The sequence below is a fragment of the Marinobacterium weihaiense genome (assembly GCF_019061305.1).
Taxonomy (GTDB): Bacteria; Pseudomonadota; Gammaproteobacteria; order Pseudomonadales; family Balneatricaceae; genus Marinobacterium; species Marinobacterium weihaiense.
Genome location: NZ_JAHQZT010000012.1, coordinates 37,664 through 61,398, shown reverse-complemented (window position 1 = coordinate 61,398; position 23,735 = coordinate 37,664). Strand labels below are relative to the sequence as shown.

The following is a 23,735-nucleotide window of genomic DNA, read 5'->3' as shown; positions in this document are numbered from 1 at the left end:
AAAAGGTTCCGCTTGGAACTTACAGGCCCTTGGCTTTCTCGACCGCTTCGTCGATGGTGCCGACCATGTAGAACGCCTGCTCCGGCAGGTGATCATATTCACCGGCCAGAATGCCCTTGAAGCCGCGGATGGTTTCTTTCAGGGAGACGTATTTGCCCGGTGCACCGGTAAATACTTCTGCCACGAAGAACGGCTGGGACAGGAAGCGCTGGATCTTACGCGCACGGGATACGGTCTGCTTGTCTTCTTCAGACAGTTCGTCCATACCCAGGATCGCGATGATGTCCTTCAGTTCCTTGTAACGCTGCAGGGTAGACTGCACGCCACGGGCGATTTCATAGTGGTCCTGACCGATAACCAGCGGATCCAGCTGACGAGAGGTGGAATCCAGCGGGTCGATCGCCGGGTAGATACCCAGCTCCGCGATCTGACGAGACAGTACTACAGTCGCATCAAGGTGGGAGAAGGTGGTCGCCGGAGACGGGTCGGTCAAGTCATCCGCCGGTACGTATACCGCCTGGATGGACGTGATGGAACCGGTCTTGGTAGAGGTAATACGCTCCTGCAGAACGCCCATCTCTTCCGCTAGTGTCGGCTGGTAACCTACCGCAGACGGCATACGACCCAGCAATGCCGATACTTCGGTGCCCGCCAGGGTGTAACGGTAGATGTTGTCGACGAACAGCAGTACGTCACGGCCTTCATCACGGAATTTCTCCGCCATGGTCAGACCGGTCAGGGCTACACGCAGACGGTTGCCGGGCGGCTCGTTCATCTGACCGTAGACCATTGCTACCTTGGACTTGTCGAACTGCTCAACGTTTACAACGCCGGCTTCCTGCATCTCGTGGTAGAAGTCGTTACCCTCACGAGTACGCTCACCTACACCTGCGAATACAGACAAACCAGAGTGCTGAGTCGCGATGTTGTTGATCAGCTCCATCATGTTGACGGTTTTACCTACACCGGCACCACCGAACAGACCGATCTTGCCACCCTTGGCAAACGGGCACACCAGGTCGATAACCTTGATGCCGGTTTCCAGCAGGTCGTTGGTCGCTGCCTGATCCGCATAGGACGGCGCCTTGCGGTGGATCGGGTAACGTTCTTCTTCACCGATCGGGCCACATTCGTCGATCGGGTTGCCCAGTACGTCCATGATACGACCCAGAGTGGCCGTACCCACCGGTACAGATACCGGAGCGCCCGTGTTGGTCGTTTCCAGACCACGGCTCAGACCTTCGGTCTGACCCATGGCGATTGCACGTACAACACCGTCGCCCAGCTGCTGCTGAACTTCCAGTGTCAGGCTGGTTTTTTCGACGACCAGTGCGTCGTAAACCTTCGGTACGCTGTCACGCGGGAATTCCACGTCTACAACCGCACCGATAATCTGAACAATACGTCCGCTACTCATGTTCGGATCCTCTTAACTTTTAAACCTGTTCACCGCATCAGACAGCAGCAGCACCACCGACGATCTCGGAGATTTCCTGAGTGATCGCCGCCTGACGAGCCTTGTTGTACACCAGCTGCAGCTCATCGATCAGGTTGCCGGCGTTATCGGTCGCGTTCTTCATCGCCAGCATACGGGCTGCCTGTTCACAGGCATTGTTCTCAACCACCGCCTGGTAAACCAGCGACTCGACGTAACGCAAAAGCAGGCCATCGAGCAGCTCTTTCGCATCGGGTTCGTACAAATAGTCCCAGCTGTGCTTGAGTGTTTCTGTGTCGTCTTCGCTCGCCGCGATCGGCAGCAGCTGCTGCACGACAGGCTTCTGGGTCATGGTGTTCACAAAGTCACTGGAGACAATGAACAACCTGTCCAGCTTGCCCTCGTCGTAAGCATCCAGCATCACCTTCACGGAGCCGATCAGCTGCTCCAGTTCAGGTGCATCGCCTAGGCCCCCCTTCGCTGCAACGACGTTACCGCCGTAGTTGCGGAAGAAGGTGATCGCCTTGGAACCCAGCGCACAGACGTCGACTTCAACGTTCTGGTCGTGGAACTCCTTCATCTTGCCTACGGCTGCCTTGAACGTATTCACGTTCAGGCCGCCACAGAGACCGCGATCGGTTGCGACAACGATGAAACCGACCCGCTTGATCTCGCGCTCGTGCATGTACGGATGACGATACTCAGGATTGGCAGTTGCCAGATGCTGGATCACACCACGGATGCTTTGAGCGTACGGACGGGAAGACTGCATGCGATCCTGGGCCTTGCGCATTTTCGACGCAGCCACCATTTCCATGGCGCTGGTGATTTTGCGCGTGCTGCCGATACTCGCAATTTGCGTCTTGATCTCTTTTCCGACTGCCATTAGTTCCGCCTATTAAACTTGACTCAGTATTGGACCGGCCGATGTCGCTGGCCGGTCACCTGCTCTAACGAGCAATTACCAAGTTTGGGTAGACTTGAACTTCTCGATGCCAGCCTTGAACTGAGCCGCGATTTCGTCGTTGTAATCGCCTTTCTCGTTCACTTTCGCCATCAAGTCAGCGTGTTCGCTGTTGAAGTAGGCGATCAGGGCTGCTTCGAATGCACCGATCTTGTCCAGCTCGACACCTTTCAGGAAGCCTTCGTTGGCAGCGTACAGGCTCAGACCCATCTCGGCGACGGACATCGGAGTGTACTGTTTCTGCTTCATCAGCTCGGTCACGGCCTGGCCGTGTTCCAGCTGGTTACGAGTCGCATCATCCAGGTCGGATGCAAACTGGGCGAATGCCGCCAGTTCGCGGTACTGAGCCAATGCCAGACGCACACCGCCACCCAGCTTCTTGATGATCTTGGTCTGGGCAGAACCACCCACTCGGGATACGGACAGGCCCGCGTTGATCGCAGGACGTACACCGGAGTTGAACAGGTCGGTTTCCAGGAAGATCTGGCCGTCGGTGATGGAGATCACGTTGGTCGGTACGAACGCAGATACGTCGCCACCCTGGGTTTCGATGATCGGCAGCGCGGTCAGAGAGCCGGTCTGGCCTTTCACTTCACCCTTGGTGAACTGTTCAACGTAGTCGGCGTTGACGCGGGACGCACGTTCCAGCAGACGCGAGTGCAGGTAGAAAACGTCACCCGGATAAGCTTCACGGCCCGGCGGACGACGCAGCAGCAGAGAGATCTGACGGTATGCCCAAGCCTGCTTGGTCAGGTCGTCAAATACGATCAGCGCGTCTTCACCGCGATCGCGGAAGTATTCGCCCATGGCACAGCCGGCGTACGGCGCCAGGTACTGCATCGCAGCCGGATCGGCAGCGCCTGCAGCAACCACGATGGTGTGATCCATCGCGCCGTGCTCTTCCAGCTTGCGCACTACGTTGGCGATGGTGGACTGCTTCTGCCCGATCGCAACGTAGATACACTTGATGCCGGTACCTTTCTGGTTGATGATCGCATCGATCGCGATCGCGGTTTTACCGATCTGACGGTCACCGATGATCAGCTCACGCTGACCACGACCTACCGGTACCATCGCATCGATCGCTTTCAGACCGGTCTGCACCGGCTGATCAACGGACTGACGTGCGATAACACCCGGCGCCACCTTTTCAACGGCGTCGGTCATTTTGGCTTCAATCGGGCCCTTGCCATCGATCGGGTTGCCCAGCGCGTCAACAACGCGGCCAAGCAGTTCCGGACCGACCGGCACTTCAAGGATACGACCGGTACAACGGGCAGTCATGCCCTCTACCAGACCCTGGTAATCGCCCAGTACTACGGCGCCGACAGAGTCACGTTCCAGGTTCAGCGCCATACCGTAGACGCCGCCCGGGAATTCAATCATCTCGCCGTACATAACGTCGGCAAGACCGTGGATCAGGATGATACCATCGGAAACACTGACGATGGTGCCCTCGTTACGGGCTTCAGAAGACACGTCGAGCTTTTCGATGCGCTTCTTGAGAATCTCGCTGATCTCAGAAGGATTCAGTTGCTGCATTGTTATTCCTCACACTCAGGAATTCATCGCTTCGGCCAGTTTCGCCAGTCGTGCACGAACGGAACCATCGATCACAAGGTCATCAGAGCGAACGACCACACCGCCAAGGATGGATTTATCCACCTGGGAGGTCAGTGTCACTTCGCGACCCAGCTTGCTGCTGAGGGCCTGCGCCAGCTTGGCCTGCTGTGCTTCGTCCAGAGGGTAGGCCGTGGTCAGATCGACCTCGACCTTCTTCTCCAGATTGGCTTTCAGGACACCAAACTGCGCTGCAATTTCCGGCAGCAGGGCCAGGCGGTGGTTTTCGGCCAGCAGGCTAATGAAGTTCTTGCCTGCCGCGTCGATCTGCTTTTCACAAACCGCGATTACCAGTTCCGCTTTCTGTTCTGCCGTCAGTGCCGGATTGCTCAGCACACGGTCCATGTCGCCGTCCTGGACCGCAAGCGCGGCCAGGGACAGCAGACTGGACCATTGATCGAGGCTGCCCTGCTCGCGCGCATATTCGAATGCGGCGTTGGTGTAGGGCCGGGCGACTGTATTGAGTTCAGCCATCGTAAACCTCGCTTAAAGCTCAGCGGCCAGTTTCTCAACCAGCTGTGCGTGGGCTTTCTCGTCGATTGAGGCTTCCAGGATTTTCTCGGCACCGGCAATTGCCAGCGCACCAACCTGTGCACGCAGAGCGTCTTTGGCACGGTTGAGTTCCTGTTCGACCTCAGCCTCGGCGGATGCCTTCACGCGATCGGCTTCTTCGCGTGCCTGCTCCTTGGCTTCCTCGATGATCTTGGTAGCCCGTTTGTTGGCCTGCTCAATGATGGCGGCTGCCTCTTCCTTGCTGGCACGCATATCGTCAGCGGCTTTTTCCTGAGCCAGCTTCAGATCACGTTCAGCGCGGTCGGCCGCATCAAGCCCTTCCGCAATCTTCTTCTTACGTTCTGCCAGCGCGCCGGTAATCGGCGGCCAGACGTATTTCATACAAAATACAACGAAAATGAAGAATGCAATGGCCTGACCAATGATGGTGAGATTGATATTCACGCCATTACCCCTCGCAGTTGAATAGTCTCGTGAGACCAGACAGCGGTCTCAACTTTGGTTTTAAACCGGAATCAACCTGCGAACAGAATGTACAGTGCCATACCAACGCCGATCATCGGCACAGCGTCGACCAGACCTACCACGATGAAGAACTGGCTACGCAGCACCGGAACCAGTTCCGGCTGACGTGCAGCACCTTCCAGGAATTTGCCGCCCAGCAGGCTTACGCCCAGAGCACCTGCCAGAGCAGACAGACCCAGCAGCAGCGCAACAGCGATATAAGTGATCTCCATTTTATTTCTCCAGAGTTTTCAAGGTTTAGTTAAGTTGAATTGAAATTGAATCGTTTTTTATCGGGTGCCAGGCACCTTAATGATCATCGTGTGCCATAGCCATGTAGACGATGGTCAGCACCATGAAGATGAATGCCTGCAGAACGATTACCAGGATGTGGAAGATCGCCCAGGGCACTGACAGAATCCACTGAGCCCAGAACGGCAGCAGTGCAATCAGGATAAAGATGATCTCGCCCGCGTACATGTTACCGAACAGTCGCAGACCCAGAGAGACCGGCTTGGCCAGCAGGTTCACCACTTCCAGGAACAGGTTGAAGGGGATGAAGTACTTGCCCAGCGGCTGCAGCGACAGCTCAGCCGCGAAACCGGACACGCCCTTGACCTTGATGCTGTAGTAGATGATCAGGAAGAAGACAGAAATACTCATGCCCATGGTGGCATTGATATCCGTGGTCGGCACGATCTTCCAGTACGGAATGCCCATTTCACTGGCAATGTACGGAATGAAGTCGACCGGAATCAGTTTAAGCGCGTTCATCAGGAAGATCCAGACAAACACGGTCAGTGCCAGCGGTGCAATAACCGGATTCTTGTGATGGAAGATACTCTTCACGTTGCTGTCGACGAATTCGACAACCGACTCGATGAAGTTCTGCAGGTTGCCCGGCACACCACTGGTCACGGAGTCAGCCACCTTGCGGAACAGCCAGATGAAAATCATCCCCATCAGGATGGAAAAGAACATGGTATCGACGTTGATCGCCCAGAATCCCATCTCCGCTGCTTTTTCGCCGCCGGCAAACGTCCAGCCCCCTGTGGGGTGGTTACCGAAGGTGAGATTGCTCAGGTGATGCGATATGTACTCTGAGGATGTAGGGTTTTCGCTTGCCATTCTCAGCTTCTCTCAGTCAAAAGTTTGTCAGGAACCGGTGTTGAACAACCTCAAGTGCAGCATCCAGCCGGATAGTTGCAACAATATGAAGGTGCCAAATAGGGAAAATGGGCTCAGAGGCTGAACCAGCAGGAAGGTGGAGGTGAACAGCCCCACCGCCAGCATCATTTTCCCTATTTCGCTCGCATACATGTTCGCCAGCACACCGCGCGCAGTCGTGGCGACCTGCCGATTGCCCAGGGCACGCAAAGTAAAGTACAGATTCGGAACCAGATAGAGCAGACCGCCAAGCAGTGCGGAGTAGGCTTCCACTTTGCCCAGCAGCAAACAAGCCGTCGATACTGCCAGTATCAATACGGCTTGTACTTGCAGGATGCGCAAAAACGCCTTGAAACTGCGCCGTTGATGACGACTGACGGCAGCCGGCGCCTGTTCTGCTTCACCCTTTCTCAAGTCTGATCCTGTTTCTAGCCTGAACAGTGCCCAAATAGCGGGCAGATTATAGGCATTCCCCCCCACATTCTCAACTTAATCCCGACAGTTTTGCACTAAGGTCTTAACTTCGTGCATCCCGGGTGCCCGGGGTCAAGAGATCCGTTGCAGAATGGCTTCAAGCTCTTCACGAGAACCGAATTCAATGGCGATGCGGCCCTTGCCGTTGCGGCTGCTAATCTTGACGCCGGTCTCCAGACGCTGCGCCAGCGAACCGGCCCACTGTTCCAGCACGGGGTCGGCCGCGAGAGCAGCGGCAGCGGGCTGCGCCTGCCCCTGGTAACGCTTGACCAATTGCTCGGTCTGACGCACGGACAGTCCGTTCGCCACCACCTCGTCCGCGGCCTTTACCTGTACCAGACCGGACAAGGCCAACAAGGCACGGGCATGCCCCATTTCCAGCTCGCCATGCTCCAGCAGACGCTTGACTTCTTCAGTCAGATTCATCAGCCGCAGCAGATTGGCGATGGTGGAACGCGATTTGCCAACCGCTTCGGCAACCTGCTGCTGAGTCAGCTCGAACTCGTTCTGCAGGCGTTGCAGAGCCCGTGCTTCCTCGATCGGATTGAGATTTTCGCGCTGGATGTTTTCGATCAGAGCCATGGCAATGGCGGCTTCGTCGGGCACATCCCGGATGATGACCGGTACCTTCTCCAGTCCCGCCAGGCGAGTCGCCCGCCAGCGCCGCTCACCGGCGATGATTTCATACCGGTCGGCCCCCACGGGCCGCACTACAATCGGCTGCATTACACCCTGGCGACGGATGGACTCGGCCAGCTCTTCCAGTGCTTGGGGATTGAGATCGCGACGGGGCTGGTAGCGGCCCGGCTCGATTCGGTCCAGTACCAGCTCGCGCAGATCCGCTGCAGATGCACCCGACTCTGCCTGCATATCAGTGCCCGCGGCATGGCTGACGGAGACGTCCGACAACAGGGCGTCCAGGCCCCGTCCGAGACCACGTTTCTTCGCTACCATTTCAGTCTGTTTCCTGTTCCGTTGCGGCGGCGGCCGCCTGCTGACGTTCGGTGCGGCGAATCAGCTCGCCGGCCAGCGCCAGATAGGCCTGGGCACCGCGTGAATTCTTGTCGTACTGCAGCGCTGGCAGGCCGTGACTCGGCGCTTCGGCCAGGCGCACGTTACGCGGGATCACGGTGCGATACACTCGGTCGCCAAAGTACTCAATGAGATGCGAGGATACATCCTTGGTCAGGCTCATACGCGGGTCGAACATGGTACGCAGGATGCCCTCGATGCGCAGCGCCGGGTTGAGGCGCTGGTTGATCTTGTTGATGGTGCCCACCAGTGCACTGATGCCTTCCAGCGCGTAGTACTCGCACTGCATGGGAATGATCACGCCGGCCGACGCCGACAGGGCATTGACGGTCAGCAGGTTCAGCGATGGCGGGTTGTCGATCAGGATATAGTCATATTCATCCAGAATCGGCTGCAGTGCCATCTTGAGACGGAATTCCCGCCTCGGCAGCTGCAGCAGCTCCACTTCCGCTGCGGTCAGATCGCCATTGGCACCGATCAGATGGTAGCCGCAGCGGGTATCGGTCATGATCGCATCCGCCACCCCGGCCTGATCGGTCAGCAATTCATATACCGAACACGCCAGCTGATGCTTGTCGATGCCGCTGCCCATGGTGGCATTGCCCTGGGGGTCCAGGTCTATCATCAACACCCGCTTGTGCGTCGCCGCCAGGGACGCCGCCAGATTGACACAGGTCGTGGTCTTGCCCACGCCGCCCTTCTGGTTGGTGATGGTGATGATATTGGCCACGCTTATGCTCTCCCAAGAATCAGCAGGTGCCGCTCGCCCTCGTGCGCCGGCAGTGCCAGGCGGTGACTGGACTGGAGGGCATAACCGGCCGGCATCTGTGCCAGTTCGGCTTCAGGATACAGCCCTTTCATGGCCAGAAAAATACCCTCGGGAACGACCAGATGACCGCTGAGATTCAGCATGTCGGCCAGCGAGGCAAAGGCCCGTGAGATCACCATGTCAAAGGGCGGCTCCTGTACCGCTTCCACCCGGCCGTTGATCACATTGAGGTTGTCCAGCCCCAATTCGGCCTTCACCTGTACCTGAAAACGGGTCTTCTTGCCATTGCTGTCCAGTGTCGTGACCTGCAGGTCGGGACGGCAGATGGCCAGGGGAACGCCGGGGAGCCCGGGGCCGCTGCCCACATCCAGCAGCCGTCCCTCACCGATCCACGGCAACACACTGAGACTGTCGACCAGATGACGGCTGATCATCTGCGCCGGATCACGTACGGCGGTCAGATTGTAGGCCTTGTTCCACTTCACCAGCATGCGGTGATAGTCGAGCAAGCGATCAATCTGTTCAGCGCTCAAGTCAATCTGCAGTGGCGCCACACCACGCAGCAGCAGCTCGCGAAACTCGGACATCATGCGTTCTCCTGGCGGGCACGGGTATTGAGCTGACGTTTCTTCAGGTACACCAGCAGCAGCGAGATGGCCGCCGGGGTCATGCCCTGGATACGGGATGCCTGGGCCAGCGTTTCCGGACGCTGCTGGCTGAGTTTCAGCCTGAGCTCGTTGGACAGGCCACTGACTTGGTCATAATCGAAATCCTCCGGCAGCCGGGTGCTTTCCTGGCGGCGCATCTGTTCGATTTCGGTTTTCTGCCGCTCGATATAGCCCGAGTACTTGAGCTGAATCTCGACCTGCTCCGCCGCCTGGATGTCCTCGATCGGTTCACCCTTGAGGCCGGCCACATCCTGATAGTTCAACTCAGGACGCTTGATCAGGTCCGCCAGGTTGTATTCGCGGTTCAGCGGGGTCTTGAGCCGGGTGCCCAGCTGCTCCGCTTCCGGTGTCTGTGGATGGACCCAAGTGTTCTTCAAGCGCTGCAGTTCCTGCTCCATTGCTTCGCGCTTGGCTTCGAAGCGGGCCCAGCGGGCATCGCCCACCAGCCCCAGTGCACGGCCCTTTTCGGTCAGACGCAGGTCGGCATTGTCTTCACGCAGAATCAGGCGGTATTCGGCCCGGCTGGTGAACATGCGGTAGGGCTCGGAGGTCCCGTGGGTAATCAGGTCATCCACCATGACGCCGATGTAGCCTTCGTCACGTCGCGGGTACCAGGTGTCACGCTCCAGTGCTCGCGCGGCCGCGTTGTAGCCCGCCAGCAGTCCCTGGGCACCCGCTTCCTCGTAACCGGTGGTGCCGTTGATCTGACCGGCAAAATACAGCCCCTGAATATGTCGGGTTTCCAGAGTGTGACGCAGATCCTGGGGGTTGAAGAAATCATATTCGATGGCATAGCCCGGGCGGGTGATATGTGCCTGCTCGAAACCGCGGATGGAACGAACCAGTGCCATCTGTACATCGAACGGCAGGCTGGTGGAGATCCCATTGGGATAGAGCTCGTGTGTGGTCAGCCCTTCCGGCTCGACAAACACCTGGTGCTGGTCCTTGTCGGCAAAGCGGTTGATCTTGTCTTCGATGGACGGGCAGTAGCGCGGGCCGATGCCTTCGATGACGCCGGTGTACATCGGCGAGCGGTCCAGCCCCTCTCGGATGATGTCATGGGTGCGGGCGTTGGTGTGCGTGATGAAGCAGTTCACCTGCTGCGGGTGATCACTCTGGTTGCCCATGAATGACATTACCGGTGTCGGGGTATCCCCCGGCTGAGCCTGCATGACCGAAAAATCCACACTGCGGGCGTCAATACGGGGCGGCGTACCGGTTTTCAGCCGATCGACTCGCAACGGCAGTTCACGCAGGCGCTCGGCCAGGCGAATGGACGGCGGATCTCCGGCACGTCCGCCGGCATGGTGATCCAGACCGACATGGATGACACCTCCCAGGAAAGTACCGGCGGTCAATACCACCGAACGTGCCTGAAAGCGGATACCGGTCTGGGTAACCACACCCTTGACGGTATCGCCATCAACGATGAGGTCATCGGCAGCCTGCTGAAAGATCTGCAGGTTCGGTTGGTTTTCCAGTATCGAGCGGATGGCGGCCTTGTACAGCACGCGGTCTGCCTGGGCACGGGTGGCACGCACCGCCGGTCCCTTGCGTGCGTTGAGCACTCTGAACTGGATGCCGCCCCGATCCGTGGCAAGGGCCATGGCACCGTCCAGCGCATCAATTTCCTTGACAAGATGGCTTTTGCCGATGCCGCCTATGGCCGGGTTGCAGGACATCTGTCCCAGGGTTTCGATGTTATGGGTCAGCAGCAGCGTCTTGGCACCTGTTCGTGCCGATGCCAGTGCGGCCTCCGTTCCGGCATGACCGCCACCAATTACGATTACATCAAAGTGGTCAGGGTAATCCACTGAAGGCCTCACAAGTTTGCATGTTCAGAATTGACCGCAGGGGTCGGGTGAAAAGGTCGCTCAGTATAGCGCTCTGGGACCGTTCGGGAAATGGTCAACTATTGATCAACCTGTTTTCAGTCCCCGTGTGTCTATATATAAGAAGAAGATTTAAAGAATATATATAAGAAGATTGTTGTTGTTTACTGTATTTAGGTTGGCGCATTTTCGTGGATAGTTGCTATTAGTTCATTCATATCAGTAGGTTATATAGCAACAAACCCTGTACAACACATCCCCGGAGGCTGGTAGCGAGCTTGGGATGAGCTGTGCACAAGAAGGCTGGTTACACACAGGTTGAAATTGTCCAATGCTTACGCACAACTGATTGCCGGTAACAGTGACAGGATATGCGCAATGTAATGTGCACAAATATTTCTGCTGAATAAAGCCTTGGTAAACGCCGGTACAACCTGTGTTTCTTTCGAAATAGGTATACGCAGGGCGCTGAAAAAACGGAACAATCCTGTTGAATAACTCTGTGAATGACCTGTATAAGTGTTGCCGATAGCACGCCTGCCATATGTGAACAAGGTTACCGCGAAAAGCAGGGTTAAGTCAAAAAAACCATATATATCATGCAGTTGAGAGCGTTGCTGGCTGTTGATAAAAGTTGAATAAATCTTTTATGCACAGCCGGGTTACCATAGGGAGGTGATCCAGGGTGAGGTTTGATCGGCAGAACTCACAAGACTGGACGCACGGATGTGAATAAAAAAAATCGGCCGGCATGAAAAAAAGTGTGTGGATAAGTACGGGTGGACAAGGCCAGGGGATGGAGAGGCAAGGCGCGGGACCGATCACCCGCGCCGGAGGGATCACTTGCCGATGCAGAAGGAGCTGAAGATCCGCCCCAGCAGATCGTCGGAGGTGAACTCGCCGGTGATCTCGCTCAGTACCTGCTGGGCCTGACGCAGGTCTTCCGCCAGCAGTTCACCGGCACCGTGCAGCTGCAGCTGTTCGGCCCCGGTGTCCAGCAGCTCGCGGGCACGTTCCAGGGCATCGACATGACGGCGACGGGCCATGAAGCCGCCCTCGGTAGTGCTGCTGAACCCCATCACTTCCTTCAGGTGCTGGCGCAACTGATCAACACCCTCGCCGCCCTTGGCGCTGAGGCGGATCAGGGTGTACTCGCCCTGCTGCTCCAGGCCGATGGACTCGCCGGTCAGGTCGGCCTTGTTGCGGATCAGCGTGACATGGCTGAAGTCGTCCAGATGATCGGCCAGCTCCGGCCAGAGCTCGGCCGGGTCGGTGGTGGCCGAGCGGGTGCTGTCCACCATCATCAGAATACGATCGGCCTTGCGGATCTCTTCCCAGGCGCGGTCAATGCCAATGCGCTCCACGGCGTCCGGCGCATCACGCAACCCGGCGGTATCGATAATATGCAGCGGCATGCCGTCGATGTGGATATGTTCGCGCAGTACATCGCGGGTGGTGCCTTCGATATCGGTGACAATGGCGGTTTCGCGCCCCGCCAGCGCATTGAGCAGGCTCGACTTGCCGGCGTTGGGGCGACCGGCGATCACCACGTTCATGCCTTCGCGCAACAGGCTGCCCTGGCGGGCTTCCCGGCGCACCTCACCCAGTTGCATAAGGATCCGCTCAAGATCGCTCTGCACCTTGCCGTCGGCGAGAAAGTCGATCTCCTCCTCGGGGAAGTCGATGGCGGCCTCGACATAGATGCGTAGCTGAATCAGTGCTTCCACCAGTGCATGCACCCGCTCGGAGAAAGCCCCCTGCAGTGAGCGCAGTGCACAGCGTGCCGCCTGCTCGGAGGAACTGTCGATCAGGTCGGCGATCGCCTCGGCCTGGGCCAGGTCCAGTTTGTCATTGAGGAAGGCCCGTTCGGAGAACTCGCCGGGACGCGCCAGGCGTGCGCCGAGGGCGATACAGCGCTGCAGCAGCAGGTCGATGATCACCGGACCGCCGTGGCCCTGGAGTTCGACCACGTCTTCGCCGGTAAAGGAGTGCGGGTTGGGGAAGTACAACGCGATGCCCTGATCCAGCACCTGCCCGCCCTCGCCCAGAAATGGGGTGTAGTGTGCGTGACGCGGTCTGGGGGCAAATCCCAGCAGCTGTTCGGCGATGCTCAGTGCCTGAGGACCGGACAGACGAATGATGCCGACACCGCCACGTCCGGGCGGTGTGGCCTGAGCGGCAATGGTGTCCTGAGTGGTACCGAGCATGTGAATCTCCTGACCCTGATCGTGATGCTGAAACGCAAAAAGGCTCCCGAAGGAGCCTTTTATTCTACTGTGGAAGCGAGCGTTAGTCTTTGACGTCGCCGGCTTCGATCTGCTTGTTGATCACGTACTGCTGGGCGATCGACAGAATGTTATTGACCAGCCAGTACAGCACCAGACCGGCCGGGAACCAGAGGAAGAAGAAGGTGAACAGAATCGGCAGCATTTTCATCATCTTGGCCTGCATGGGATCAGGCGGAGTCGGGTTCAGCATCTGCTGGATGAACATGGTCACACCCATCAGGATCGGCAGGATGAAGTACGGGTCCATCTGCGACAGATCCTGAATGTAGCCATAGAACGGCGCATGACGCAGCTCGACGGATTCCATCAGTACCCAGTACAGGGCGATGAATACCGGCATCTGCACCAGGATCGGCAGACAGCCGCCCAGCGGATTGATCTTTTCCTTCTGGTACAGCTTCATCATTTCCTGGGACATCTTCTGGCGGTCATCACCGTAGAGTTCCTTCAGGCGGGCCATTTCCGGACCGAACTTGCGCATCTTGGCCATGGACTTGAACGCCTTGGCGTTCAGGTGGAACAGCGCGGCCTTGACCAGGATGGTGATGCCGATGATTGCCAGGCCCCAGTTGCCCACCACTGAGTGAATCCACTTCAGCAGCATGTACAGCGGCGAGGCGATCCACCACAGCCAGCCGTAATCGATGGTCAGTTCCAGGTTCGGTGCGATCTGTTCCAGCTGATCAACATCCTTGGGACCGGCATAGAAGTCGGCACTGACCGTCTGGGTCTGGCCCGGTGCCACACTGAAGCTCGGTGACAGGAAGCCGACCAGGTACTGGCCGTTGATCTTGCGGGATTCATAGGTGTATTCGGCACCCGGTGCCGGAATCCAGGCACTGAGGAAATAGTGCTGCACCATGGCGACCCAGCCATCCGGGCTCTGGGCCTTGAAGCGCTCTTCGTCCATGTCGTCGAAATCGACTTTCTGGTAGTTGTTCTCGGCAGTGGAGAACACGGCACCCAGATAGGACTGCATGCCCATGCTGGTCTGTTGCGACGGATCGGCGGAACCGTCACGCTTGATCTGACCGAACAGGACTGCTTCGAAAGGCGCGTCGGAGGCGTTATTGACGATAAATTCGACATCGACCTTGTAGGCGCCCTTGGCAAAGGTGAAGCGCTTGGTGACGTCAACACCCTGGTCCGTGGTCAGCGTGAGGTCGACGTTCAGGGTATCGCCTTCCAGCGTGTATTCGGACTGGGCCGCACTATAGACCGGGCGACCGTCGGCGCTGGCATCCGGGCCATTGCGACCGATCAGGCCGCTCTGGGCCACATAGGTACGGTTGGCATTCTGCTCCAGCAGCACGAAAGGCTGGTCGCTGGCCAGGGCTGCCAGGTGCTCCGGTAGCGCCACCTGAATGATGTCGCCGCCATGCGGATCGATCAACAGGTCGAGGACGTCGGTACGCACATGGATCAAGGACTGGCTTTTGGCGGCGGCAATCGGACCGGCGGCAGTTGCCGGAATGTCAGCATTACCGGTGGCGTTGCTGGCTTGGGGCAGTTCGGAAGCTTCGCCCGCGGCAGCGTCGGCGTAGGCGGAGACGGTAGCGGCCTGCTGCTGTGGCTGCTGGGAAGGACCATAGTCCTCGTTCCACTGCAGCACCATCAGATAGGAGACCAGTGCCAGAGCGGCAATCAGTATGACTCGCTGTACATCCATGGTGGAAGAACCATCAGTTTGTTATGTGAGCTTTCGGGCTTTCTTGCCGGCGCGGGACCAGCAACGCCTGATCATGGCATGCAATTCGGCGTTATCAAGAGTGTCCAGTCCCTTGCGGGCCAGGATAATCATGTCGAGAGCCGGGAGTTGATGCTGGTGCAGGCGAAACGATTCGCGAATGATACGCCGTACACGGTTACGTTGCACCGCCCGACGGACATTTTTCTTGGATATGACAAAGCCGATCCGGGGATGTCCGAGATCGTTGGGGCGGGCCAGGATCAGCAGCTGCTGTTCCGGTACTTTGACGACCGCTCGGTCGAAAACGCGTTTGAAATCCCCGCCGGTCAACAGACGCAACTGGCGGGGATATCGGAAGTCGGTCATTCAGTCATGCGACCTTATGCAGTGTCTGAATCAAGCAGACAGACGCTTACGACCTTTGGCGCGACGACGGTTCAGAACCTGACGGCCGCCTTTGGTGGCCATGCGAGCACGGAAACCGTGATTACGTTTGCGTTTCAGAACGCTGGGTTGGAATGTTCTTTTCATTGCCTCAGTCCTACTTACACTGATGTACGTGAGGTGGCTGATATCCACGGGTAAAAAATCAAGACGCGAAATCTTAGGGAATTACTGGTTATCTTGCAAACACTTTTTGCAGAATTGCCGAAAAAATGGCCGATTCAGGTTTCCGTGGATGCTCAAGCGGCGATACGGACTGCCGTGGATACCCAGGGCAAGGAAGCCGGCACAGTGAAATGGACGCAGGCTAGCCATGATTTTGTTGATATCCTAGTTTAATCCTTTTAAAACAATGTATTGATCTGTTGATTAAGCTGAATACAACATGTTCTCAAACTGTTTTCCAGCCGGTTTGACAGGGGCCTGATTGGTCGGAGTCCCGGTTTTTCCACGGTCGCAGGAGTTATTCATCTTTTTGCACAAAAGCGGTTTTTACTGTGGATAACCGTGTTTCAAGGCGTTAGAATGATGCTCCTTTTATATACGTGATCACCCCTTGGACTCTGAAGCCTGAGCGGTCGGGAGTAGATGGATGTCAGTTGATCTTTGGGAGCAGTGCCTGCGGGCGTTGCAGCAGGAATTTCCCTCCCAGCAATTCAACACTTGGATAAGGCCTCTGCGCGCGCAAGACAGTGCGGGCAGCGAACTGCTGTTGCTGGCGCCCAACCGTTTCGTCAAGGACTGGGTCGCCGACAAGTTCCTGGCCCGTATCCAGCAGGCCGTCTGCGAAACCACAGGTGACATGAGCGTCGAGGTACGCCTTGACGTATCGGGTCCTTCGGCGGCCGCCCCGCGTCCGCGCACGGCACCCGGCCGCATGCGCACACCGCGAGCCATGCCGGAACGTCAAGCGCCAGTGGCCCGTCCGCCTGAGCCCTCGTCAGCATCGAGCTGGCAGGCAGGGCCTGAATCGGCCATGGCCCTCAACGGTCAGCCTCAGCCGGCATCTCAGATGATGCCCCAGGCGGCACCGACGTCCCAGCCCCGGCCCGATACTTCCCGCGTGGATGATGCCGTGGTTGAACCGGCTGTCGAGCCGACACCGCAGATGGGCTTCTTCGATCAGTTTGAACAGCCCGAGCCGATCAATAGCATGGCGGGCATTTCCGGCATGGGCGGGGGCCGTCGGGTCGAGGTCGAGGGGGGCGTGCGCCATCAGTCCAACCTCAACCCGATGTTCACCTTCGAGTCCTTTGTGCAGGGCAAGTCCAACCAGCTGGCGCTGGCCGCGGCTCAGCAGGTGGCCGACAATCCGGGCGGGTCTTACAATCCACTGTTTATCTATGGCGGCGTGGGCCTGGGTAAAACGCACTTGATGCATGCGGTGGGAACCGAAATGCTCAAGCGCAACCCCAATGCCCGTATCGTTTACCTGCACTCCGAGCGCTTCGTAGCCGACATGGTCAAGGCACTGCAGCTGAATGCCATCAACGACTTCAAGCGCTACTACCGGTCGGTGGATGCGCTGCTGATTGATGACATTCAGTTCTTTGCCGGCAAGGAGCGTTCCCAGGAAGAGTTTTTCCATACCTTCAACGCCCTGCTTGAAGGCGGTCAGCAGATGATCCTGACCAGTGACCGCTATCCGAAGGAGATCCATGGTGTGGAAGAACGCCTCAAGTCCCGCTTCGGCTGGGGCCTGACGGTCGCGATCGAGCCGCCGGAACTGGAAACCCGGGTGGCGATTCTGATGAAGAAGGCGCAGGAAGCGCAGGTCAACCTGCCCGACGATGCCGCCTTCTTCCTGGCGCAGAAAATCCGCTCCAACGTGCGCGAGCTGGAAGGCGCGCTCAAGCGTGTTATCGCCAACGCCCACTTTACCGGGAATGCGATCAATACTCCCTTTATCAAGGAATCCCTGAAAGACCTGCTGGCGTTGCAGGACAAACAGGTTAGTATTGACAACATTCAACGGGTAGTCGCCGACTATTACAAGATCAAGGTGGCTGATCTGCTCTCCAAACGCCGTAGCCGTTCTGTGGCGCGGCCGCGTCAGATGGCCATGAGCCTGGCGAAAGAGTTGACCAACCACAGTTTGCCCGAAATCGGCAACGCCTTTGGCGGCCGAGATCATACGACGGTGCTGCACGCCTGCCGCAAGATCAAGTCGCTGCGTGAGACCGATACCGATATTGCTGAAGATTACAAAAACCTGCTGCGTCATCTGACGGCGTAGTGATGGACCTGACAGGGTAGCCAGAATCATGAGACTTGTTATATCCCGCGAAGCGCTCATCAAACCACTGCAGCTGGTCGCTGGTGTTGTGGAACGCCGTCAGACACTGCCGGTGCTGTCCAACATCCTGCTGGTGGCAGAGGGTGACCAGCTGTCGCTGACCGGCACCGACCTGGAAGTCGAGCTGGTGGGACGTGTACAGCTGGACGAACCGGCCGAGGCCGGCTCGGTGACCGTACCGGCCCGCAAGCTGATGGATATCTGCAAATCTCTGGCCGATGATGCCCGCATTGAACTGGAGCTGTCCGGCCAGAAGATGATGATCAAGTCCGGTCGCAGCCGTTTCAGCCTGTCCACCCTGCCGGCGCATGAATTCCCCAATGTGGAAGACAGCCCGGAGACCTTCGAACTGCAGCTGCCGCAGTCGGCGCTGCGTCGCCTGATCGAACAGACCGGCTTCTCCATGGCGCAGCAGGACGTGCGCTACTACCTCAACGGTATGCTGCTGGAGGTCAAGGACGGCGAACTGCGCAGCGTCGCCACCGACGGCCACCGTCTGGCCACATCGGTCAGCGGCGTGGATACCGATGCTGGTTCCCAGCAGCAGATCATCGTACCGCGCAAGGGGATTCTGGAACTGGCCCGCCTGCTGCAGGGCGGTGACGAGAGCGTCAAGCTGGTCATTGGTGCCAACCATATCCGCGCCAACGTGGGTGACTTCACCTTCACCTCCAAGCTGGTGGACGGCAAGTTCCCGGATTACCAGCGCGTGATCCCGCGCAACGGCGACAAGGAGCTGCTGGGCGATCGCCAGGAGCTGCGCCAGGTGTTCAGCCGCATCGCGATTCTGTCCAACGAGAAGTACCGCGGCGTACGTCTGACCCTGAATGACGGTTATCTGCAGGTGATGGCCAACAACCCGGAGCAGGAAGAAGCGGAAGAAACCGTGGCCGTGGATTATCAGGGCGGTCACCTGGAGATCGGCTTCAACGTCAACTACCTGCTGGACGTGCTGTCGATCCTCAATTCCGACGTAGTGCGCTTCACCTTGCTGGACTCCAACAGCAGCGCCCTGATCCAGGGCCAGGACGAGCCGGAAGCGCTGTACGTTGTCATGCCGATGCGGATGTAATTGCGCCGCATCCCGCCTTGCTGCCAGAGCCCACGCCTACTAAATGGCGTGGGCCAGCAGCGCCTCCAGATTCGTATCCAGCGCGTCTAGAATCTGCTCCTGCTGATACAGCTGCCAAGCTTCCAGGCATACTGGGGCCGGCGTGAGTTTGCCCGGCAGGGATAGCTTGCGTTTCAGCAGCACCTGCCCCAGCAGGGAATCCGCATCCGCCTGTAACTCCAGCACGTTCTGATGCCAGTCAGTGATGCGTGCCAGCAACTCATCTGCCGGGCCACAGAGCAGCTGATCCTTGTGCCAGCACAGAGTTGCACTGTACTGGCCACGGGTTTCCAGCCAGACAAAGTCATGTTTGGGATCGCGGCTGACGCCGTGCAGCCAGAGCACTTCATTCAGCGCTTCCTGCAGCAGCGCCTGGCGGTCGGCATCAGGGCCGTGCATTTGCTGACCGGCACGGGTGTGTTCAGGGTCGACACGCCCGTCCAGCAGCGACAGCGCCGCATCGATCTGAACGTCACCGAAGCCGGCCGCCGCCAGCATCTCGGTGAACTCGCGTGCGAAACGGGCATGTTCGGTCAGCGGCGGTACGGCATTGCAGAGGGCGGTCAGTACAGGTGTATCCCTGTATTTTACCGGCATACCGTCATAATCCAGCACAATATCGATGCCGCTGTCGAGTTCATCCCCCGTGCCGTCAACGGCCGGGGTGTCCAGCGCGAGACAGGTGAAGTCGTCATTACCCGCTGTCAGGCGGCAGAAGGTTTCGGCCAGGGCTGCCGTGGGGGCCTTGAGCCAGAACTGCGGCTCTCCTGTCTCGAGGCAGGCCAGTTCCATGGGAGTGTAGTGTTCGGAATGCTCGGTCAGACGATCCAGTACCGAGCGGGTAAAGGTCACGGTAAAACAGGGCATGGCACTTTCCGGTTATTATTGTTGTCAGCTCGGTGCGCCGCTGAGCTGTGGAGGCTGGATGCGCGGGCAGATCGAGAAGACAAACCATTGGGGGCAGAACAGTGGCCATCAGGCCAGTGCACCTGGTGGGTACACGGAAACGAGCGGATTGATGCGGTGCCGGGAGGCGCGTCCTGCAGGTGCATCGAATCGGCGGCAATCCCTGCCATGATCCTCGTGGGTAAGATTTTCCCTTTGGGAGCATCCAAACTAACGTTCATAATAGCCAATTAAACATGCATTTCAAACATTCTGTACGCAAATGCGGTCACTAGTGGATCTCTTCGGTGTGCCTGATAGATTGCGAGCATTAGGGGCGCAGACATTCATCGGCAGGAGCGGTACTATATGGCCTTAAGATGATCGCCCCAGCGGCCATATTTGCCCGCCAACCCCGGACGCACGCGTTAAGCCTTCATGCCGCTCAAGCAGCTCAAGATCCAGCACATTCGCAATCTCGATACCGTCAGTCTGGCCCCGCTGAGCCGGATCAATATCCTCTATGGCGACAACGGCAGCGGCAAAACCAGCGTGCTGGAAGCGATCCATTTTCTGGGGCTGACCCGTTCCTTCCGCGGCAGCCAGTTCCGCCACCTGCTACAGGAAGGACAGCAGCAGGCACTGGTGTTTGCCCAGGCCGATCCGCTGAATCAGAACACGCCGCGCCCGCTGGGGGTCGAACGCAGCCTGGAAGGTGAAGTGCGTGCCCGCTATGCCGGCCAGAGTCTGGGGCCGACCGACCTGGCCGAACTGCTGCCGCTGCAGGTGATCAACAGTGACACCTTCGATCTGCTGGATGGCAGCCCCGGGGTGCGGCGCCAGTTTCTCGACTGGGGCGCCTTCCATGCCGATCCGGCGTTCATCCAGCACTGGCGCGGCTTCAAACGTGCGTTGAAACAGCGAAATTCGTTGCTGAAATGTGGTAAAATCGACCCTCGCGTACGCAAGGTCTGGGATGCCGAACTGGTTCATTATGCCGACGCCATGACAGACCATCGGCAGGCCTATATCGACCGCCTGCGGCCCGACTTCGAGGCCGCGCTGTCGGCCCTGCTGCGGGGCGTGGAGGTGCGTCTGCTGTTCAGTCCCGGCTGGGACCGCAGCAAGGGGCTGGAGGCTCTGCTGGCGGAAAGCTTCGAGCGCGATCTGCGCCAGGGCTTTACCGGCCTGGGGCCGCAGCGCGCGGACCTCAGGTTCAAGGTCGGCACTTTGAATGCCGCCGACCGCCTTTCTCGTGGTCAGAAAAAACTGGTGGTCAGTGCGTTCAGGCTGGCCCAGGGTGCGCTGTTTCATCGCCTCAGCAACCGCGCCTGCATTTATCTGATCGACGACCTGCCGTCGGAGCTCGATGAGCATCACTGCCGGCGGTTTTGCGAATTTTTGGAGGCGAGTGCCAATCAGTGCTTTATCACCTGCGTGGATCCCGGCCTGTTGAGCCGGATCTGGCAGCCCGAGACTGATGTTGCACTGTTCAGGGTGGAATCCGGTACGTTAACGCACAAGGGTGCGCCAGGAGATCAAACATGAGTGGTGAAAACCAGAACTACGACTCGTCCAGTATCAAGGTCCTGAAGGGGCTTGATGCCGTCAGGAAACGACCGGGCATGTACATTGGCGATACCGATGACGGCAGCGGCCTGCATCACATGGTATTCGAGCTGGTCGACAACGGCATCGACGAGGCGCTTGCCGGTCACTGCTCTGAAATCGGCGTGACCATCCATCCCGACGAGAGCGTGACCGTGTCCGACAATGGCCGCGGCATCCCGACCGACATCCACGAAGAGGAAGGCGTGTCGGCAGCCGAGGTGATCATGACCGTGCTGCACGCTGGCGGCAAGTTCGACGACAACACCTACAAGGTCTCCGGTGGCCTGCATGGAGTCGGCGTGTCCGTGGTCAACGCCCTCTCCTCCGAGCTCAAGCTGACCATCCGCCGCGCCGGTCAGGTGCACGAACAGATCTACCACCACGGTGTACCGGCGGCCCCGCTGGCGGTGGTGGGCGAAACCGACCAGAGCGGCACCATCGTGCGCTTCAAGCCGTCGGAAGAGACCTTCAGCAACATCTGCTTTCAGTACGACATCCTCGCCAAGCGCCTGCGTGAACTGTCGTTCCTGAACTCCGGCGTGCGCATTCGCCTGAAGGATGAGCGCAGCGGCCGTGAAGAAGTGTTCGAGTACGAGGGTGGTCTGGCCGCGTTCGTGGAGTTCCTGAACCAGAATAAGTCGCCGATCAACCAGATCTTTCACTTCAATCTGATGCATGAAAACGGCGTCGGTGTTGAAGTGGCGATGCAGTGGAACGACAGCTTCCAGGAAAGCCTGCACTGTTTTGCCAATAACATTCCGCAGCGCGACGGCGGTACCCACCTGTCCGGTTTCCGCACCGCCCTCACCCGCAGCCTGAACAGCTATATCGAGCACGAGCAGCTGAACAAGAACGGTAAGGTCAGCACCAGCGGTGACGACAGCCGTGAAGGACTGACCGCGATCATCTCGGTCAAGGTGCCCGACCCCAAGTTCTCGTCTCAGACCAAGGACAAGCTGGTTTCGTCCGAGGTAAAAACGGCTGTGGAACAGTTGATGGGGCTGCAGCTGCAGGAATACCTGCTGGAACATCCGCAGGATGCCAAGGCGGTGGTGCAGAAGATGATCGATGCCGCCCGTGCCCGTGAAGCGGCCCGCAAGGCGCGTGAAATGACCCGTCGCAAGGGCGCGCTGGACGTGGCCGGCTTGCCCGGCAAGCTGGCGGACTGCCAGGAGAAGGATCCGGCGCTGTCAGAACTCTACCTGGTGGAGGGTGACTCCGCGGGCGGCTCGGCCAAGCAGGGCCGTGACCGCCGTACCCAGGCGATTCTGCCGCTCAAGGGCAAGATCCTCAACGTGGAGAAGGCCCGCTTTGACAAGATGCTGACCTCGGCGGAAGTCGGTACCCTGATCACCGCGCTGGGCTGCGGCATCGGCCGCGAGGAATTCAACCCGGACAAGCTGCGCTATCACAGCATCATCATCATGACCGATGCGGATGTGGACGGCTCGCACATCCGTACCCTGCTGTTGACCTTCTTCTTCCGCCAGATGCCGGAGCTGATCGAACGCGGTCACATCTTCATCGCCCAGCCGCCGCTGTACAAGATCAAGAAGGGCAAGCAGGAACAGTACCTGAAGGATGACGAAGCGCTGGACAACCACCTGCTGCAGGGCGCACTGGACGGCACCAGTCTGCATCCGAGTGAAGACTCACCGGCTATTTCCGGTGCCGCGCTGGAATCGCTGATCACGCGCTACCGTCAGGTTGAGCGCATGTGTCAGCGCCTCAGCCGGGTCTATCCGCAGGAAGTGCTCAAGCGGCTGCTCTACCTGCCGGTGTTGGCGGTTGAAGAATTGGCCGATGCCGCGGCCGTTCAGGCCTGGTCCGAGCGTCTGTGTGAAGCGCTGGCCACCTATGTCGATGGCGGTGAGCGCTACGAGTGCTCGCTGAAGGAAGACCGTGAGCACAGCCTGTTCCTGCCGCTGATCAAGATTATCCAGCACGGCGTGGATACCGATTACGTGATGGATGTGGAGTTCTTCCGCTCCCGTGATTATCAGTCCATCGTGGCCTTGGGTCAGGAGCTGCAGTCCTTGCTGGACGACGGTGCCTACCTGGCACGTGGCGAGCGCCGCTTTGCCCTGAACGAGCTGGGCGAAGGCATCCGCTGGCTGCTGGAACAGTCCCGTCGCGGCAATGCCATCCAGCGCTACAAGGGGCTGGGCGAGATGAACCCGGAGCAGCTGTGGGAAACCACCATGGACCCTAACGCGCGTCGCATGCTGCAGGTCTCCGTGGACGATGCCATTGCAGCCGACCAGCTGTTTACCACGCTGATGGGCGACGAGGTGGAGCCGCGCCGCAACTTTATCGAATCCAATGCCCTGAACGTTTCCAACCTGGATATCTGATCGGCAACTGTCAGCCCGTCCAACAAGCCGCTCTTAGGAGCGGCTTTTTTGCGCCTGTGGTGAGGAACAGGTGCAGCC

21 protein-coding genes are annotated in these 23,735 nt (G+C 58.5%); 4 read left to right on the top strand and 17 right to left on the bottom strand.

What is annotated here, in order from left to right:
* Nucleotides 1–19: 19 nt before the first annotated feature.
* The 16 genes from atpD to rpmH all read right to left on the bottom strand — a co-directional run bounded on the left by atpD (nucleotide 20) and on the right by rpmH (nucleotide 15,487).
* Complete coding sequence (gene atpD, locus KTN04_RS10655) at nucleotides 20–1,417, bottom strand: F0F1 ATP synthase subunit beta (protein ID WP_217335219.1); 1,398 nt, start codon at nucleotides 1,415–1,417, stop codon at nucleotides 20–22.
* Nucleotides 1,418–1,454: 37 nt separating this feature from the next.
* Entirely contained in the window at nucleotides 1,455–2,321 is an 867-nt protein-coding gene (gene atpG / locus KTN04_RS10650) for a F0F1 ATP synthase subunit gamma (protein WP_217335218.1), read from the bottom strand.
* Nucleotides 2,322–2,396: 75 nt separating this feature from the next.
* A complete protein-coding gene (gene atpA / locus KTN04_RS10645) occupies nucleotides 2,397–3,941 on the bottom strand; it encodes a F0F1 ATP synthase subunit alpha (protein WP_217335217.1) in 1,545 nt (514 codons plus the stop codon).
* A 15-nt stretch (nucleotides 3,942–3,956) separates the two neighbouring features.
* Complete coding sequence (locus tag KTN04_RS10640; RefSeq protein ID WP_217335216.1) at nucleotides 3,957–4,493, bottom strand: F0F1 ATP synthase subunit delta; 537 nt, start codon at nucleotides 4,491–4,493, stop codon at nucleotides 3,957–3,959.
* A 12-nt stretch (nucleotides 4,494–4,505) separates the two neighbouring features.
* On the bottom strand, nucleotides 4,506–4,976 hold the full coding sequence (locus KTN04_RS10635; RefSeq protein WP_217335215.1) for a F0F1 ATP synthase subunit B: 471 nt from the start codon (nucleotides 4,974–4,976) through the stop codon (nucleotides 4,506–4,508).
* 71 nt (nucleotides 4,977–5,047) lie between these two features.
* Nucleotides 5,048–5,269 carry a F0F1 ATP synthase subunit C gene (gene atpE / locus KTN04_RS10630; RefSeq protein WP_181740124.1) on the bottom strand — a complete coding sequence of 74 codons (222 nt, stop codon included), beginning with the start codon at nucleotides 5,267–5,269 and terminating at the stop codon, nucleotides 5,048–5,050.
* Between the two features lie 76 nt (nucleotides 5,270–5,345).
* The gene (gene atpB, locus KTN04_RS10625) at nucleotides 5,346–6,164 is read right to left on the bottom strand and encodes a F0F1 ATP synthase subunit A (RefSeq protein WP_217335214.1); all 819 of its coding nucleotides are present in this window, start codon (nucleotides 6,162–6,164) and stop codon (nucleotides 5,346–5,348) included.
* A 27-nt stretch (nucleotides 6,165–6,191) separates the two neighbouring features.
* On the bottom strand, nucleotides 6,192–6,683 hold the full coding sequence (locus KTN04_RS16885; RefSeq protein WP_217335213.1) for an ATP synthase subunit I: 492 nt from the start codon (nucleotides 6,681–6,683) through the stop codon (nucleotides 6,192–6,194).
* A gap of 66 nt (nucleotides 6,684–6,749) precedes the next feature.
* The gene (locus KTN04_RS10615) at nucleotides 6,750–7,631 is read right to left on the bottom strand and encodes a ParB/RepB/Spo0J family partition protein (protein WP_217335212.1); all 882 of its coding nucleotides are present in this window, start codon (nucleotides 7,629–7,631) and stop codon (nucleotides 6,750–6,752) included.
* A gap of 1 nt (nucleotide 7,632) precedes the next feature.
* Entirely contained in the window at nucleotides 7,633–8,439 is an 807-nt protein-coding gene (locus KTN04_RS10610) for a ParA family protein (protein WP_217335211.1), read from the bottom strand.
* A gap of 2 nt (nucleotides 8,440–8,441) precedes the next feature.
* A complete protein-coding gene (gene rsmG, locus KTN04_RS10605; protein ID WP_217335210.1) occupies nucleotides 8,442–9,065 on the bottom strand; it encodes a 16S rRNA (guanine(527)-N(7))-methyltransferase RsmG in 624 nt (207 codons plus the stop codon).
* Nucleotides 9,065–10,960 carry a tRNA uridine-5-carboxymethylaminomethyl(34) synthesis enzyme MnmG gene (mnmG, locus tag KTN04_RS10600; RefSeq protein ID WP_217335209.1) on the bottom strand — a complete coding sequence of 632 codons (1,896 nt, stop codon included), beginning with the start codon at nucleotides 10,958–10,960 and terminating at the stop codon, nucleotides 9,065–9,067. Before mnmG ends, rsmG begins: the two co-directional genes overlap by 1 nt.
* An 857-nt stretch (nucleotides 10,961–11,817) precedes the next feature.
* Nucleotides 11,818–13,185, bottom strand: coding sequence for a tRNA uridine-5-carboxymethylaminomethyl(34) synthesis GTPase MnmE (mnmE, locus tag KTN04_RS10595; protein ID WP_217335208.1), 1,368 nt, complete (start codon nucleotides 13,183–13,185; stop codon nucleotides 11,818–11,820).
* Nucleotides 13,186–13,267: 82 nt separating this feature from the next.
* Nucleotides 13,268–14,935 (bottom strand): membrane protein insertase YidC, encoded by a 1,668-nt coding sequence (gene yidC, locus KTN04_RS10590; RefSeq protein ID WP_217335207.1) that lies wholly within the window; start codon nucleotides 14,933–14,935, stop codon nucleotides 13,268–13,270.
* A 21-nt stretch (nucleotides 14,936–14,956) separates the two neighbouring features.
* Nucleotides 14,957–15,322, bottom strand: coding sequence for a ribonuclease P protein component (rnpA, locus tag KTN04_RS10585; RefSeq protein WP_217335206.1), 366 nt, complete (start codon nucleotides 15,320–15,322; stop codon nucleotides 14,957–14,959).
* A gap of 30 nt (nucleotides 15,323–15,352) precedes the next feature.
* A complete protein-coding gene (gene rpmH, locus KTN04_RS10580; protein ID WP_181740180.1) occupies nucleotides 15,353–15,487 on the bottom strand; it encodes a 50S ribosomal protein L34 in 135 nt (44 codons plus the stop codon).
* Nucleotides 15,488–15,992: 505 nt separating this feature from the next.
* Between rpmH and dnaA the strand changes: the two genes are divergently transcribed.
* Both dnaA and dnaN read left to right on the top strand, forming a co-directional pair.
* The gene (gene dnaA, locus KTN04_RS10575) at nucleotides 15,993–17,636 is read left to right on the top strand and encodes a chromosomal replication initiator protein DnaA (protein WP_217335205.1); all 1,644 of its coding nucleotides are present in this window, start codon (nucleotides 15,993–15,995) and stop codon (nucleotides 17,634–17,636) included.
* A 28-nt stretch (nucleotides 17,637–17,664) separates the two neighbouring features.
* Nucleotides 17,665–18,768, top strand: a complete 1,104-nt coding sequence (dnaN, locus tag KTN04_RS10570) for a DNA polymerase III subunit beta (RefSeq protein WP_217335204.1) — start codon at nucleotides 17,665–17,667, stop codon at nucleotides 18,766–18,768.
* Between the two features lie 39 nt (nucleotides 18,769–18,807).
* On the opposite strand, the gene KTN04_RS10565 is transcribed toward dnaN, so the two are convergent.
* Complete coding sequence (locus KTN04_RS10565) at nucleotides 18,808–19,674, bottom strand: hypothetical protein (RefSeq protein WP_217335203.1); 867 nt, start codon at nucleotides 19,672–19,674, stop codon at nucleotides 18,808–18,810.
* Between the two features lie 456 nt (nucleotides 19,675–20,130).
* Here KTN04_RS10565 and recF point away from each other — a divergent pair, with 456 nt between their 5' ends.
* A complete protein-coding gene (gene recF, locus KTN04_RS10560; RefSeq protein ID WP_217335202.1) occupies nucleotides 20,131–21,240 on the top strand; it encodes a DNA replication/repair protein RecF in 1,110 nt (369 codons plus the stop codon).
* The gene (gyrB, locus tag KTN04_RS10555) at nucleotides 21,237–23,657 is read left to right on the top strand and encodes a DNA topoisomerase (ATP-hydrolyzing) subunit B (RefSeq protein ID WP_217335201.1); all 2,421 of its coding nucleotides are present in this window, start codon (nucleotides 21,237–21,239) and stop codon (nucleotides 23,655–23,657) included. Before recF ends, gyrB begins: the two co-directional genes overlap by 4 nt.
* Nucleotides 23,658–23,735: the final 78 nt, after the last annotated feature.